This window comes from Candidatus Jidaibacter acanthamoeba (assembly GCF_000815465.1).
In the GTDB taxonomy this organism is placed as follows: domain Bacteria; phylum Pseudomonadota; class Alphaproteobacteria; order Rickettsiales; family Midichloriaceae; genus Jidaibacter; species Jidaibacter acanthamoebae.
Genome location: NZ_JSWE01000096.1, coordinates 188,009 through 201,282, shown reverse-complemented (window position 1 = coordinate 201,282; position 13,274 = coordinate 188,009). Strand labels below are relative to the sequence as shown.

Here is a 13,274-nt window from a genome sequence, read left to right as displayed (position 1 = left end):
GCAACATGTTGTAATTTTTAAATTTTTGTATTAAATTTCCTTTACCTAAAGTGAGCTTGGAGCAAATTTTTAATGAAAATTATTGAAGTATTGGAAAAAAAACGCAGAACTGCACGGTTTGGTGGTGGGCAAGAGAAAATTGATAAGCAGCATGAAAAAGGAAAATTAACTGCTAGAGAAAGGATAGAATTATTACTTGATCCGGATTCTTTTGATGAAATAGGAATGTTTGTTGAGCATCGCTGCACCCATTTCGGTATGATGGATAACGTTATCTCAGGTGATGGAGTAGTTGCCGGGCATGGTACCATTAACGGTAGGCTGGTATTTGTTTATAGCCAGGACTTTACTGTTTACGGGGGCTCCTTAAGTGAAACCAATGCAAAGAAAATTAACCAAGTTCAGGATGCGGCATTAAAGTTAGGTGCTCCTATAATAGGTATTAATGATTCCGGAGGTGCGCGCATTCAAGAAGGTGTTGACTCACTCGCCGGATACGGGGAAATATTTCAAAGGAACGTTGATGCTTCAGGGGTAATCCCGCAGATTTCTTTAATAATGGGCCCTTGTGCCGGCGGGGCGGTTTATTCCCCAGCTCTTACCGATTTTACCTTTATGGTCAAAGATACCTCTTATATGTATGTAACCGGACCTGATGTAGTAAAAACCGTAACTCATGAAACCGTAACTCATGAAAAGCTCGGGGGTACCTCTATTCATGCTTTAAAGAGCGGAGTATGCGATATTGCTTTTAATAATGAACTTGATTGTTTGCAGCAAACAAGAAGGTTATTTAATTTTCTGCCGCTTTCAAATAAAACCGATATTCCGGTTAGGCCTTCTTTTGATCCGGCCGATAGGGTAGAAATGTCATTGGAAAATTTAGTGCCGGATAACCCTAATAAGCCATATAACATCAAACAACTTATTGAAAAAATTGTTGATGAAGGTGATTTTTTTGAGTTAAAACCGGAATATGCAAAAAATATTATCACCGGCCTAGGTAGATTTGAAGGCAGAACGGTCGGGATCGTTGCTAACCAACCTATGCACCTTGCAGGTTGTTTGGATATTAATGCTTCAGTGAAGGCAGCCAGATTCATAAGATTTTGTGATGCTTTTAATATTCCGCTTATTACCTTAGTTGATGTACCCGGGTTTTTGCCGGGAGTAGATCAGGAACATAATGGCATTATTAAACATGGAGCTAAATTACTTTATGCTTATGCCGAAGCCACGGTACCCAAAATCACAATTATTATCAGAAAAGCTTATGGAGGCGCTTATATAGTTATGAATTCCAAGCACTTAAGGGGGGATTATAACTTTGCTTGGGCAAACACCGAAATAGCAGTAATGGGTGCTAAAGGTGCAGCGGCGATTTTACATAGGGATGTTGCCAATAACCCTGCCGAACTTGAAAAGAAAATTAATGACTATCAGGAGAAGTTCACAAATCCTTTCGTTGCCGCATCAAGAGGATTTATAGATGATATTATTAGACCGTTTAACACAAGATTTAAAATATGTAGAGCGCTTACCATGCTTACTACAAAAAGTGTTCAAAAACCTTGGAAAAAACATGATAACCTCCCTTTATAATAAATGAACAGTAAAGATAAAAGTAAAGAAACAGAGCTGAATATTTATGTAGGGCATAGGAAGAGAGTTAAAGAAAAATTTCTTAAGGCTCCGATTCGCACTTTGCCTGACTATGAGCTGGTTGAAATGCTTTTGTTTAGCTGCTATCCAAGGCGAGACACCAAGCCGAAAGCTAAAGCTTTGCTTAATAAGTTCGGAAGCATTAAGGCTTTAATCTCCGCAGATTTAGAGACAATAAAAGATATGGCTGAGGCAAGTGATTCATTACTCTACCAAATAAAACTTCTCCAAGATATATTTTCTCGACTTTTTATTTCTTCGGAAGAGAATATTAATATTTTAAGTAACTGGAATGCAGTATTGAATTATTGCAACCTCACAATGGGCTTTCAAAATTGTGAAATATTCAGAATATTATATTTAAATAAAAAGAATGTTTTAATTCATGATGAAATTTTGCAAACCGGGACAGTTGATAGAGTTGCTATTTACCCGCGAGAAATAGCTAAAAAAAGCTTATCTTATTCAGCCTCAGCTATAATTTTAGTTCATAATCACCCGAGCGGTGAGGCTTCACCTTCACCCGAGGATATTGAGATCACTCATAAAATAATTAAAGCGCTGGAGCCGCTAAGTATAGTTGTACATGATCATCTTATTATATCCAAGGATAAAACTTTTTCTTTTAAAAACAGCGGGTTGATCTAGTTAAAAATAATATTATCTTATAAAGATAAACTACGCATCACTCCCTCGACCTGACGGTAATTTGTATTTTTCTCATAAATACCAATACATATTTGTTCAATCTCCTGCTCACTTAAATTATTGTGGCTTCTTCGAATATTATGTTTATTTAAAAGTTCAGTAAGTGTGTATAAGCAGGTAGTTAAAGTAGCTTTTAAAGGACTAAGGCATAATTGCTGTCTTGCGCTTTTAAAAATCTCACTATCATATAATGGGTAATTAAAAATATCATTCAATTTACTTACTATATCATGCTCACTATAATTTAAGTACCCAACCATTATACTATATATTAGTTCTTTTTTATTATTTATTCTTTTTATATACGTTGCTATACACTCATCGATGATCGTTAACCTTTTGCTTATTTCAAAACTTGATGTTGTATGTGAGTGATCTAAGCTATATTCAACACCAAACTCTTGCTCATTGGTACATTTTCCTAATACCGGTTTATCCATGCATTTATCCATATGTTTCATAATCTTATTACCACTATTTAATTAAATAGATATATAATATAAATAAATGCTTACGTAACTATAAAGAGAACCTACTTAAAAGAAATTTTACCTTAAGCTTTTAACTTATTAATAGTCATATTTACTTCCGCAACAGTATTAAGCAGGCAATACTGAAAATTTGAATTAATTTTAAATTTTAGCTCGTCAATAGGAGTATTTTTATGTTGATTTGATTTACGCATTCCTTGCACGAATTTAATAATATTTTCCACTAAATGAGTTGAAAATATTATTAGAGAAGAATTTATTTGTGCATAATCAGCTATTTTAATCCCCGCAATGTCTAATAATACTTTTGCTTCATCCGTTTCATGGGTGCATAATTGCCTTAAAGCAGTTAATCCATAGTAAAATTTAGTTTCTTGAAAATTTTGCTCAATCTGGTTGAATACACTTAATAATGTGTCAAACTCTTTCCTAAGATAGCTAGGCGTAACGGCACGTAAAAACATCTCTGACTTTTCTAAAAATTCTAAATTAAGAAAGCCCGCTTTTTTAATTTCTTCAAACATTATATCCATAAAATTCTGTATAGTTAAAGCAACAACAGCCATATCATTTGTTGAAAGGGTTTTTATACTTTCAACCGGAACTTTACTAAATACCCTTTCAACTGTTGCAGACATACAGAACAAGTTAATTACTTTATTCTGCTAGGTTAGCAATAAAAGATTAATAAATGATTAATAAAGCTTTTTATAGGTACTTTAATATTATTAGCAGCATATCTTATTATGACACAATATATATGCTCTTTCTATTCAGAAAACTTGAACAGGACTAAACTAACTGATAAGGAACCGGTACACCATTAGGGTCCAGAACTAATTTTTTGGTATCTTCATACATGCCGGCTATAAAGTTGCCATGACCAACATTTGCTCCTCTGTATGCAACGGGAATTATTTTTTTACCGTTAATTTCTTTAACTTTTGCACTCGCTCCACGGTTAGCAATGTTATTTTTAGAACCTTTACCACCTTTCATTTTACAACCTAAATAAATCTAAATGTTTGTCCAGATTATGCATATATATTTTTAATACGTCAAGAAAAATCCTTATGACTTATGCGTTAAGTTAAAAAGCTTAGCTAAATTTATATGGCTATCAGCTGAATAACTATATAAACCGTCATTAGCCCCGTAAAATATTGGCACGCACCCTGCATTTACGGCACATTCCATATCTGCTATACTATCGCCGATGAACCACACATCTTGAGGAGAATCAATTTCCATACATTTCATTATTTCAAATGCGGGAACAGCGGAAGGTTTATCCTCGGCAGCATCTAAAGAGCCCATTACTTTAACGAAATATTCAGTCCAGCCAAAGTGCTCCACTTCTTTCCTCAGTATGTCTCCCCTCTTATTGCTGAGCACGCTCATTTTAATATTATTCTCGCGAAGTATGTTAAGAGTATCAATGGTATTATCCAATGATTTAAGATGAGTTAGATGATTATCCAGATAATGCACATAAAATCTTTTTGCCGCATCTTGCCAAGCATCACCGAATATAGACGGGAAAGAATCCTTCATTGATTTATGAACATAAATCTTACTTTCCTCCAAAGTAAAAGGGGTTTTACCAAACTCAATAAAAGTACACCCAAGTGCTGCATGGATTATGTCCCATGTATCCACTAAAGTATTATCCCAATCAAAAATTATTGCTTTCGGCTTTATTAAGTTCATATAGAATCCTTTTTATTTAATCTAAGCGAATTAAGTATCACGCATATAGAAGAAACTGACATGGTTACAGCAGCGACAAGGGGAGTTATAAACCCGAAAGCTGCTATAGGTATGCTTACTATATTATATATAAACGATATAATAAAGTTCTGCTTTACAAGTACATTCGATTTTTTAGCAGTATTTATGCTTTCTAAAATAGCATTTAAGTTGGATTGAAATACTATATCTGCTATATTTTGCGAAAGATCAATTGCAGAAGAAGGAGACATTGAAGCATGTGCTCTTTTTAAAGCCGGAGAATCATTTAATCCGTCACCTATCATGGCACTTAGCTTCCCTGCTTTATGTAAATTCTCTACAAAATTATATTTCTCTTGGGGTTTACATTCAGCTTTATAATTTTTAATGCTAAGCAAATGCGCCACATGCTCTACTGCCCTTTTTCTATCACCTGAAAGCATCCATATTTCATATCCTTTGTCTTTAAGCACCTTAATGACATTTTTAGCTTCATCTCGGATCAAATCAGAAAATTTTAAGCGTATAGGTTCTCGTTCACCCCGCTTAAACCAAATTTCCGAATAAATATCATCATACTCTTCAGAATTTTTTACATTACACCATTTTTTGTTACCGAGTTTAATTGCTTCGCCATTATAGCTTGATTTCAAGCCCATTCCTTTTTCTTCATTTACCTCAAGCGGAATAATTTCCCCCTTAAACTCTTTTAAAATTGCTTTACATAAGGGATGTTTACTTTGTGCAGCAAGTGATGAAATTATGTTTATCTCTAATTCGCTAAGGTTATTCGGATTAATAAAACTCGGCTCCCCGAGTGTTAAAGTTCCGGTTTTATCGAATATAATAGTATCCACTTGGGATAACCTTTCAAGTGCATCACGTGACTTTATTAAGATCCCTAAGCTCATCATCCTGGAAGAAGCAATGATCTGCACCACGGGAACAGCAAGCCCAAGCGCACACGGACAAGTTATAATTAAAACCGCAACGGCATTTAGAATAGCTTTATCAATTTTACTACCGAGTAAATACCACATTAAAAACGTTAAAACGGATAATAGTAAAACTGCCGGTGTATAAAGCCCGGCTACCTTATCGGCAATTCTTACATATTTTGCTCTACCCTGCTCTGCATTTTCAATAAGTTTAATAATTTCTCCTAATATAGTTGAATCGCCAAGCTTTTTAATTTCAACTTTAATTGGGGCAAGCAAGTTAATCGTGCCTGAAAAAACATTCATTCCTTTATTAATAATAACAGGAAGGGTCTCTCCGGTTATTATACTATTATCCACCTCACTGCTACCTTCAATCACGACTCCGTCCACCGGTACCTTTTCTCCGACGCTTACATGGATAACATCACCAATTTTAACTTTGCTTATCGGAAGCAATTTTAATTCATTTCCCTCAACTAATGTTACGGTTTTAGCTTGCCTTAAAATTAGTTCTCTTGCTTTTTCCTTAGCTTTATTTCTGGATTTTATATCCATGTATCTTCCCACCAGTAACGCAAAAATCAGCATTGCAGCCGAATCAAAATATGTATAAGCACCACCTCTGATAAATTCCCAAATGCTTATCAAAGTTGTCGCTATAATACCCAAAGATATTGGAACATCCATATTGCTGCGATGGCTTTTTAATGCCTCAAATGCTGATTTAAAAAACGGTAAACCGGAATATAATATTGCAGGAACTGCAACAATCATAGAGATAAGATGCAGTAAATTTCTGGTATTTTCACCCATGGAATTTTCACGCTCGGCAAACCAAATACCCATAACAATCATCATAAGCTGTATGGTGGCGAATCCCGATACTGCAATACTCTTTAAAAGAAAAGATTCTCTTTTATCACTCTCGTTTATAAATTCACTATAATCAAAAGGAATCAATTTATAACCAAGCTTTTGTATAATATCTACATACTTATATATTATATCCTCCTCTCCATCCCAAGCCAAAAACAGCCTTTGAGTAGATATATTAATCCTTGCAAGTTTAACCCCCTCTTGTTGCTTTAGAGTATTCTCAATTAACCAAATGCATGATCCGCAATGCACACCTTCAACTAATAAATTAATTTCATGTTGATGTTTATCTTTATTATATATAATTGATTCAACATAATTTAATTCGTTCTTAACTTCTTCGACCTTCATAGGAGATATATTATAAATGTTCTTACAAAATTTATAATAATCTTTTAAATTCAATTTGTTAATTAAATTATATGCGGCTTCACATCCGAAGCAGCAGAAACTTCTTTGGCTCTTAGATAAGTCAAGCTGACAATGTAAACATTTCTTATTATTTTTCATCAAGCCCCTTAAGTTTTGCTTTAGCGTTTAAAATATATAGTTTACAATCAAATAAAAAGCACTATCTTATGATAGTTAATTTTAGATAAACAACATTAGTGTTAACATATTAAAGAGATACAATAATGCCTACATCAATTGAAACCTTAGAAAGTAACGGACTTAATAGGAAGTTTAGTTTTTCGCTTCCGGCAAAACCGATTTTAGATAAAGTAGAAAAAGAAATTGAAGAACAAGCAAAGACATTTAAAATGGCCGGCTTTAGAGACGGAAAAGTTCCGCTCCCGATCGTAAGAAAAAGAATTGGAGAACAAGTACTTAGCAAAACTATTGAAACAGTTATTGATGAAGCATTACGCGATCATTTCTCAAAAAATAATATTAGACCTGCACTTCAGCCTTATGTGGAAGTTAAATCTTTTGATGATAAGTCAAATTTAGTTTTTGAAGCTAAAGTAGAGATCTTCCCTGAAGTTCCTACAGTAAATTGGGATGAGTTGGAAATCGAAACACTTGATATTGAAGTTACCGATGAAGATCTTAAAAAAGCACATGAAGATATTTTGAAAAATTTTAAAAACTTTGAAGCTGCCGAAGATTCTTATGCTGCTAAAAAAGGCGACGCCGTAATGATTGACTTTATCGGCAAAGTCGAAGGCGAAGAGTTTGAAGGCGGTAAAGGCGAAGGTATCAGACTTGAGTTGGGTTCTAATCAATTTATCCCCGGCTTTGAAGATCAGTTAATCGGTGTTAAAAAAGGTGATACTAAAGATGTTAACGTGACCTTCCCTGCTGACTATACAAGCAAAGCTTTAGCTGGAAAAGCAGCTACGTTTGAAGTTAAAGTAAATGAGGTATTAACTCCGGAAGCGGTTGATAATATCGATGACGAATTTGCTAAAAAACTAGGCTTAGAATCTTTAGAAAAACTCAATGAAATGATTAAGCAAAAAATCAAAGCCGACTTTGAAGGCGTTGCAAGGCTAAGAACTAAAAAGCTTTTATTTGATGCTATTGACGGCAAATATAACTTTGAAGTTCCGGAAGGCATGTTTAAACTTGATTTTGAAATGATGTGGAATGAAATTAAGAAACAGCATGAAAAAAATCCAGAAAACTTTAACAAGCCGCTTGATGAGCTTGAAGATGAGTATAAGAAAATTGCGGCAAGAAGAGTAAGACTCGGCATATTACTTGCAGAAACAGCGAAAAACAACAATATTAATGTTGAAGAGCGTGATTTACAGCAGGCAGTTTATGCGGAAGCAATGCAAAGACCAGGTCAAGAGAAGTTGGTAATTGACTTCTACAGTAAGAAAGAAAATCTTGAACGTTTAAAAGGTCCATTACTTGAAGAAAAAGCTGTTGATTTCATCTTAACAAAAGTTAAGACTAATAAAAAGATGATCTCTTCTCAAGAGTTTTTCGAAAATTATGCTAAGGATTTAACAGCTGCAAACTAATATATATTATTACTAAGGGTTCTATGGGATTTATGGGAAAGAAGTTTAATAACTTAATTGAAGATAGTATTAACATGGGCTTAGTACCAATGGTCGTCGAGCAGACTTCCAGGGGTGAAAGAGCATACGATATATTTTCACGCTTACTTAAGGAGCGTATTGTTTTCGTGCAAGGTCAAGTTGAAGATAATATGGCCTCACTTATCGTTGCACAGCTTCTCTTTCTTGAATCCGAGAACCCTGATAAAAAAGTATCTATGTATATTAATTCCCCGGGCGGCGTTGTGACTTCGGGTATGTCAATCTACGATACCATGCAATACATAAAACCTAAAGTAGCTACCCTTTGTTTCGGACAGGCATGCTCAATGGGTTCGGTTCTACTTACCGGCGGAGAGCCTGGAATGAGATATTCCCTTCCTAATTCACGAATAATGATACATCAACCTTTAGGCGGTTTCCAAGGGCAAGCAACTGACTTTGAAATACATGCTAAAGAGATTTTAAAAACAAAAGAGATGCTTCATAAACTTTATGCTAGACACACCGGTCAAGATATAAGTAGAATAAAAAGTAGTATGGAGCGTGATAATTTTATGTCTCCATTGGAATCTAAAGAATTTGGTTTAATAGATGAAATTCTTTCTGAAAGAGCGGCACTAAAAGATTCGTCAGGAGAAGAAATAAAATCGGGGGATAGGGAATCATGACTGAAATAAAAAATACATTATATTGTTCATTTTGCGGGAAAAGCCAACATGAAGTAAGAAAACTTATTGCGGGGCCTACTGTATTTATCTGCAATGAGTGTGTTGAATTATGTATGGATATTGTTAAAGAAGACAGCAGAAATACAATTGCTCAAGGTAATGAATTACCTAAGCCCAAGAATATTAAAGTCACATTGGATGACTATGTTATCGGCCAAGAACGAGCTAAAAAGATTCTTTCCGTTGCTGTTCATAATCACTACAAAAGACTTTCCAACTTAGGTGCAAGCAATGATGTTGAGATTTCTAAATCTAACATTCTTCTTATTGGGCCTACAGGTTGCGGTAAAACTTTACTTGCGCAAACCTTAGCTAAAATTCTTGATGTTCCTTTTGCTGTAGCTGATGCAACAACGTTGACCGAAGCGGGTTATGTTGGTGAAGATGTTGAAAATATCATTTTAAGGTTATTACAAGCTGCTGATTATAATGTGGAGAGAGCACAAAGAGGAATAGTCTATATTGATGAAATTGATAAAATTTCCAGAAAATCAGATAGTCCTTCCATCACCCGAGATGTTTCAGGCGAAGGGGTGCAGCAGGCATTATTAAAACTTCTGGAAGGTACTATTGCAGCAGTTCCGCCTCAAGGCGGCAGAAAGCATCCTCAACAGGAATTTTTACAAGTTGATACTACTAATATTCTCTTTATCTGTAGCGGTGCATTTGATGGTTTAGAAAAAGTGATTGCCGCAAGAGGTAAAACTTCTGCTATCGGTTTTGGTGCTGATGTAAAAAATCCTGAAGACCTAAATGTCGGAGAATTACTCACCAAAGTTGAACCTGAAGACTTGTTGAAATATGGTTTAATACCTGAGTTTGTCGGAAGACTTCCGGTGATCGCAACTATTAATGATCTAAATAAAGAAGCGCTTATTGAAATTTTAACTAAGCCTAAAAATGCTTTAGTTAAGCAATATATTAAGCTTTTTGAAATGGAGAAAATTAATCTTAAATTTGAAGAAAAAGCTTTAGAAGAAATAGCTAATAAGGCAATTAAAAGAAAAACCGGTGCACGCGGCTTAAGAGCAATAATGGAAGATACTCTTCTAGAACTTATGTATGAAGTTCCGGGTGCTGAAGGTGTTAAAGAGGTCATCATCACTGAAGAAGTTATAAAAAATAATTCTAAGCCGTTTATAATTTATGAAAGTGAAAAGCCTTCTTCTAAAGCCTCGCAAAAAGCTTCTACTGCTAAAAAAACTGAACGTATAAATAAAAAAGCTAATTCTGACGTATAAAGATAAAGTTTTATTTAAATAACTTTTAGTATATATTTTTTTAATTGCAGCTATTGGTTATTTAAATAAAATGTATATACTAATTAGACTCTTTCTATGTTATATTATACTTGTTAATAACAACTTTGCTTTTGCAACTCAAAGTGATCCGTTATTTCGCTGCTCTTATGATACAGCTTCAAAGGAGAGGATATTGCATTCAAAACCTAAAATGTTTAAAAAAGACGGGCGCCCGAAAGCGACCGCAGGAGTCATGTTATACACATATTCTAAAGGTAAAGCTTATATTCTAATCGGTAGAGAAAAACAAGATGTTAATGACCCCGTATCCTCAGGTAAATATTCGGAATTCAGTGGAAGTGTTGAATTAAAACCTAATAAAAGTTCAGAGTCTTTTTTAGAGGGAAGTATACGAGAATTAGAGGAAGAGACGGCAGGAACCTATAGGCTTGACAGTGAATATATTCTTGAGAACGGCAAAGCTTGTTATCAAAGATCAGTTAATCGTGAAGTAATGATAAACTTTGTTGAAGCGCCATTTTATACTAAGAAAGATACTTTAATTAATAATCGTAATAACTCAAATATTTCAACTCACAAAGAGAAAGATGACTTCATGTGGATAAAAGCCGAAGATCTTTTAAACAATTATAGTAAAGAAAGTTGTGTAGATGTGCATGATATCGAAGGCAACAGCATATGTATTAAACTTCGTTCGTTTCTAGCCGAAATGTTAAAGGATAAAAAGTTTAAACATACTTTGCAAGATATTATTGATGATAATAAGTCTGCTAAATAGTATTAGCACTAACACTGTAAAGTTTATATCTTTTTGCCCATATCAATACATTCCAAGTTAAACTCAACCTCTTCTTTAAACTCCATCTCACTAAATCCGTTTCTCTTATAAAAGTTATAAGCCTCCTTGGCGGCATGAAGTAAAATTAATTTATAGCCTTTATTTTTTGCAATTCTTTCAGCCTGTTTTATCAGGTCACTACCGAAACCACGGTTCTTAAAATTTCCTTTTATTGCTATATTTCGAAAAGCAACTTTCTCAGAAGTCAATTGCTCTATTTGAATAACTCCGATTATATCGGCTCCCTTATAAAATACATAATGCAAATTATTTGAGTCGCTTAAGCTCGGATGCATTCTATCATATTTATTATCAGGATTTTTAAAAAGCTCGGCTTCGCGGATAATATGATATTGCTCCCATTCATTATCCGTCTTTACTTCACGCAAGTATGTGCGAGCAAAACCCGCTTTACTTAAGATTTGCTTAATGAATAAATCCTTTCCTACCATATACCTATCAATGTCATTAGGATATTTTTCTGATAAGCTTTCTTTAAGCTCAGAGTACTCAAGAGCATCTTTCAGATGAGAAAGTAAGTAATCTTTAAATAATAAATGCTGCTCTACTCCCGGGTTATCTGTCTGGTAAAAGTGCACATGTGCAAACCTGATGTTTTCATCCCAATCTGAAAATTTAGCAAAGTATCTCCTCCCCGTTAGCCCATATTCTCCGTAAGCTTTATAACCTAAGGCTTCCATTTTCATATTAAAAGCATCTACTTGAGTAATATCTTTAACTATCGGCATTATATCAATGATCGGTTTAGCTTTTATATTAGAAATGCTCGTAGAGCCGATATGATAAATATCCGTTATAAGTTCACCCATTAATTCTCTGATATTTGTTGCTTCTTCATGAAATATCTTCTTCCACTCCTCTTTATAAGCCACAACCTCTACTTTTCTCCGCTTTCTTTCCATTTTTTACCCAAATTATACACCGTTTATATTATAGTTAACTAAGTGCAACAGTTAGCTATATATTTTAAAAGCTTATTATATTTGCTAATTGAAGAATGCTCAATAAGAAGATATAAGTTTGTGCCAGAGCTATGTATGAGGATTTTAACTTACACCTATTCTTAATAAAATTGTAATGCTTATTAAAATGATTTTTTGTCGGTTTAAAAATATATTTGAATTACTTAATTTTGCCCTCTACCACAAATTGTATTGCTTTTAAAACCGCTTTTTATAAATTAACTAACCCCAAATAAAAATGAAGAAAAAGAATATAACTACCCCCATAGTTGCAAATCAAATAAAAACGATTGAATTAATCAATGGTTCTGATGTCATACAAGTAAAACTAAGACAAAGCGCACGCGCCAAAAAGCTTAGAATTCATGTCGGTCTTAGAGGAGTACGCCTTATCACTCCGATATCGGTAAACATTAAACATGCGCATAACTTCTTAATGACTGAAGAAGAATGGATTAGAGAAAATTTAAAGAAGTTTCAATCTACTTGTCCGGTAGGTAATGAAGTAATGGTTTTCGGTATACCTCATACTATTCAAGCCACCTATACTACTTCAAAGAAGATTCAAATTGAAGATAGTAAAATCCTAGTCTCTAAAATTGATAATAATTCCTTAAATAAAGTCAAAAAACATCTTTCCGCATTATTAAAAGAAAAGATTTATATTTATGCAGATGAGATTTGCGAAAAACTTGGAACTCAATATGCTAATATATCTTTAAGGGATCAGAGCGGCAGATGGGGCAGTTGTTCTTCAAGAGGAAGAATATCATTTTCATGGAGGCTTGCATTCGCTCCGCTTTTCGTAATTGAGTCGGTTGTTGCACATGAGTTATGTCATTTACTTGAGATGAGTCATAATCAGCGTTTTTGGAGCTTATTAGCGGAAGTAAACCCAAGATGTAAGGAAGCTGATATTTGGCTTAAAGAAAATGGGAATTTGTTACATCATTATATACCGAGAAAACATTCATAAAAAATAAATAATATTTAATAAAACATAACATTTTCTTCATTAAGCTATTTAAATAGTAATGTT

13 protein-coding genes are annotated in these 13,274 nt (G+C 34.1%); 7 read left to right on the top strand and 6 right to left on the bottom strand.

All coding sequences use genetic code 11. The annotated features are described in order from the left end of the window. Window positions 1–72 precede the first annotated feature (72 nt). Window positions 73–1,602 (top strand): acyl-CoA carboxylase subunit beta, encoded by a 1,530-nt coding sequence (locus NF27_RS05140; protein WP_039456516.1) that lies wholly within the window; start codon window positions 73–75, stop codon window positions 1,600–1,602. A gap of 3 nt (window positions 1,603–1,605) precedes the next feature. Then, complete coding sequence (radC, locus tag NF27_RS05135) at window positions 1,606–2,310, top strand: RadC family protein (RefSeq protein WP_053332602.1); 705 nt, start codon at window positions 1,606–1,608, stop codon at window positions 2,308–2,310. 17 nt (window positions 2,311–2,327) lie between these two features. Here the strand turns inward: radC and NF27_RS05130 are convergent, their stop codons facing one another. The 5 genes from NF27_RS05130 to NF27_RS05110 form a co-directional block, all read right to left on the bottom strand. Continuing rightward, the gene (locus NF27_RS05130) at window positions 2,328–2,831 is read right to left on the bottom strand and encodes a hypothetical protein (RefSeq protein WP_039456514.1); all 504 of its coding nucleotides are present in this window, start codon (window positions 2,829–2,831) and stop codon (window positions 2,328–2,330) included. A 92-nt stretch (window positions 2,832–2,923) separates the two neighbouring features. Continuing rightward, window positions 2,924–3,499: a hypothetical protein gene (locus NF27_RS05125; protein ID WP_039456513.1), complete on the bottom strand. Its 576-nt coding sequence runs from the start codon at window positions 3,497–3,499 to the stop codon at window positions 2,924–2,926. A gap of 154 nt (window positions 3,500–3,653) precedes the next feature. After that, complete coding sequence (locus tag NF27_RS05120) at window positions 3,654–3,860, bottom strand: hypothetical protein (RefSeq protein ID WP_038537730.1); 207 nt, start codon at window positions 3,858–3,860, stop codon at window positions 3,654–3,656. Between the two features lie 72 nt (window positions 3,861–3,932). Next, window positions 3,933–4,571, bottom strand: coding sequence for an HAD family hydrolase (locus NF27_RS05115; RefSeq protein ID WP_053332601.1), 639 nt, complete (start codon window positions 4,569–4,571; stop codon window positions 3,933–3,935). Beyond that, window positions 4,568–6,919, bottom strand: coding sequence for a heavy metal translocating P-type ATPase (locus NF27_RS05110; RefSeq protein ID WP_039456510.1), 2,352 nt, complete (start codon window positions 6,917–6,919; stop codon window positions 4,568–4,570). Before NF27_RS05110 ends, NF27_RS05115 begins: the two co-directional genes overlap by 4 nt. Window positions 6,920–7,044: 125 nt before the next feature. On the opposite strand from NF27_RS05110, the gene tig reads away from it, so the two are divergent. The 4 genes from tig (at window position 7,045) to NF27_RS05090 (ending at window position 11,192) form a co-directional block, all read left to right on the top strand. Further along, window positions 7,045–8,382, top strand: coding sequence for a trigger factor (gene tig / locus NF27_RS05105; RefSeq protein WP_053332600.1), 1,338 nt, complete (start codon window positions 7,045–7,047; stop codon window positions 8,380–8,382). 74 nt (window positions 8,383–8,456) lie between these two features. Next, on the top strand, window positions 8,457–9,092 hold the full coding sequence (gene clpP, locus NF27_RS05100) for an ATP-dependent Clp endopeptidase proteolytic subunit ClpP (RefSeq protein ID WP_039456615.1): 636 nt from the start codon (window positions 8,457–8,459) through the stop codon (window positions 9,090–9,092). After that, window positions 9,089–10,393, top strand: a complete 1,305-nt coding sequence (gene clpX, locus NF27_RS05095) for an ATP-dependent Clp protease ATP-binding subunit ClpX (RefSeq protein WP_053332599.1) — start codon at window positions 9,089–9,091, stop codon at window positions 10,391–10,393. The genes clpP and clpX overlap by 4 nt, the downstream gene beginning before the upstream one ends. A gap of 193 nt (window positions 10,394–10,586) precedes the next feature. Beyond that, on the top strand, window positions 10,587–11,192 hold the full coding sequence (locus NF27_RS05090; RefSeq protein ID WP_152606846.1) for an NUDIX hydrolase: 606 nt from the start codon (window positions 10,587–10,589) through the stop codon (window positions 11,190–11,192). 23 nt (window positions 11,193–11,215) lie between these two features. Here NF27_RS05090 and NF27_RS12410 read toward each other — a convergent pair whose 3' ends face one another. Beyond that, window positions 11,216–12,175: a bifunctional GrpB family protein/GNAT family N-acetyltransferase gene (locus tag NF27_RS12410; protein WP_068982007.1), complete on the bottom strand. Its 960-nt coding sequence runs from the start codon at window positions 12,173–12,175 to the stop codon at window positions 11,216–11,218. A 298-nt stretch (window positions 12,176–12,473) separates the two neighbouring features. Here NF27_RS12410 and NF27_RS05080 point away from each other — a divergent pair, with 298 nt between their 5' ends. Then, window positions 12,474–13,211 carry a M48 family metallopeptidase gene (locus NF27_RS05080; RefSeq protein WP_039456507.1) on the top strand — a complete coding sequence of 246 codons (738 nt, stop codon included), beginning with the start codon at window positions 12,474–12,476 and terminating at the stop codon, window positions 13,209–13,211. The last annotated feature ends 63 nt before the right edge of the window (window positions 13,212–13,274 follow it).

Bases quoted from the DNA above. Each gene is read 5' to 3' on its own strand.
- NF27_RS05125 (WP_039456513.1), bottom strand. From the start codon at position 3,499: ATGTCTGCAACAGTTGAAAGGGTATTTAGTAAAGTTCCGGTTGAAAGT.
- NF27_RS05115 (WP_053332601.1), bottom strand. From the start codon at position 4,571: ATGAACTTAATAAAGCCGAAAGCAATAATTTTTGATTGGGATAATACT.
- NF27_RS05140 (WP_039456516.1), top strand. From the start codon at position 73: ATGAAAATTATTGAAGTATTGGAAAAAAAACGCAGAACTGCACGGTTT.
- clpP (WP_039456615.1), top strand. From the start codon at position 8,457: ATGGGCTTAGTACCAATGGTCGTCGAGCAGACTTCCAGGGGTGAAAGA.
- NF27_RS05080 (WP_039456507.1), top strand. From the start codon at position 12,474: ATGAAGAAAAAGAATATAACTACCCCCATAGTTGCAAATCAAATAAAA.
- NF27_RS12410 (WP_068982007.1), bottom strand. From the start codon at position 12,175: ATGGAAAGAAAGCGGAGAAAAGTAGAGGTTGTGGCTTATAAAGAGGAG.
- NF27_RS05120 (WP_038537730.1), bottom strand. From the start codon at position 3,860: ATGAAAGGTGGTAAAGGTTCTAAAAATAACATTGCTAACCGTGGAGCG.
- NF27_RS05130 (WP_039456514.1), bottom strand. From the start codon at position 2,831: ATGAAACATATGGATAAATGCATGGATAAACCGGTATTAGGAAAATGT.
- radC (WP_053332602.1), top strand. From the start codon at position 1,606: ATGAACAGTAAAGATAAAAGTAAAGAAACAGAGCTGAATATTTATGTA.
- tig (WP_053332600.1), top strand. From the start codon at position 7,045: ATGCCTACATCAATTGAAACCTTAGAAAGTAACGGACTTAATAGGAAG.
- clpX (WP_053332599.1), top strand. From the start codon at position 9,089: ATGACTGAAATAAAAAATACATTATATTGTTCATTTTGCGGGAAAAGC.
- NF27_RS05110 (WP_039456510.1), bottom strand. From the start codon at position 6,919: ATGAAAAATAATAAGAAATGTTTACATTGTCAGCTTGACTTATCTAAG.